The organism is Psychrobacter sp. 1U2 (assembly GCF_051847575.1).
In genome coordinates this window covers 1-713 of the sequence record NZ_JBPYDC010001083.1, presented here as the reverse complement: position 1 = coordinate 713, position 713 = coordinate 1, and the positions used below count along the sequence as shown (strand labels likewise).

At 44.3% G+C, this 713-nt stretch carries 1 protein-coding gene; it reads right to left on the bottom strand.

Translation table 11 applies throughout. The annotated features are described in order from the left end of the window. Window positions 1-563: aconitase family protein (locus ACS8FD_RS20505; protein ID WP_439277223.1), on the bottom strand; the 563-nt coding region annotated here is incomplete at its 3' end. Window positions 564-713 lie beyond the last annotated feature (150 nt).

The window sequence follows — 713 nt, the reverse complement described above, 5'->3', positions numbered from 1 at the left end:
TCTTTTGAGGTCACGCCAGCACCAAGTTCACCATTCACGCGGATTTGCATGTTTTTCATTTTTTTGGTGATTAAACACTGGGTTGCAAGCACATGCTCTACCTCAGAGGTACCGATGCCATGAGCAAGACAACCAAGCGCACCATGGGTTGCAGTATGCGAATCACCACACACTACCGTCATGCCTGGAAGTACCAAGCCTTGTTCAGGACCAACCACGTGCAAAATACCCTGACGAGTATCGTTAATGGTGAATTCAGCAATATCGAATTTAGCGCAGTTATCATCTAAAGTTACAACCTGCAAACGCGACACCTTGTCTTTGATACCAAAGACTCCTTCAAGTCGCTCTTTGACCACTGTAGGTACGTTATGATCAGGACTAGCAATGTTAGCCGACAAACGCCATGGGGTACGATTAGCAAGCTCCAACCCTTCAAATGCCTGCGGACTTGTTACCTCATGCAATAAATGACGATCGATATAAATTAAGCTCGAACCATCATCGCGCTGTGTGACTTCATGCGCATTCCAAAGTTTGTCGTATAACGTGTGACCGGCCATGTTGCTATCCTTTGTTAATTGCTAATTGTCTATGATGAAATACCACTGTATCTAGCGCATGCTAAACGTTTTTGGCCGCATAAAGCTCTTTGCTCTTTCTTAAGGTTACTTTGATAACGGTTATTTTATTCGGACGTCGTTCATCGACAA